Origin of the sequence: Pseudoalteromonas rubra, assembly GCF_005887095.1 — a bacterium.
In the GTDB taxonomy this organism is placed as follows: domain Bacteria; phylum Pseudomonadota; class Gammaproteobacteria; order Enterobacterales; family Alteromonadaceae; genus Pseudoalteromonas; species Pseudoalteromonas rubra_E.
Genome location: NZ_PNCI01000179.1, coordinates 1 through 436, shown reverse-complemented (window position 1 = coordinate 436; position 436 = coordinate 1). Strand labels below are relative to the sequence as shown.

The window sequence follows — 436 nt, the reverse complement described above, 5'->3', positions numbered from 1 at the left end:
CATAATCGCGGTGACCGAGCCTTTAACAAAACGTCTTAATAAGGTATTTAAGTTTCGCGTTTCTCGTCTGAGTACCACCCCATGCTCGATTAAGCGTTGTAACAAATGCATTTTATTCGCTAGCCGATTGGGATCATCCACAGTGGATACAGAGTTATAACGTTTTTGTTCGCGGTAGCCGTTTTCTGCCTCACAAAACTGAAGTAATTGCTTGCGCTCGACAGCATGCTCACTGCTTTTTGGTCCCTTATCAAGAAGCTTTAAAATCACTTGCTCGGCGTGCCAGCTAAGAAAGTTGTCGGCATTGTAAAAAAACGACAACAGCTTTTCTTCTTTGGGCTTATACCGCCGTAAACGCTTTAACAGCCGCTCAGTTTCTTGTTGCATGGCTTGAACACGAATAAAAAATGCATCCGGCTCCTTTATGGCCAACGCT

The 436-nt window shown here is 44.0% G+C and carries 1 pseudogene; it reads right to left on the bottom strand.

Going from position 1 to position 436, the window contains the following annotated elements:
* A pseudogene (locus tag CWB99_RS24360) lies at positions 1-436 on the bottom strand (hypothetical protein); the annotation flags it as partial.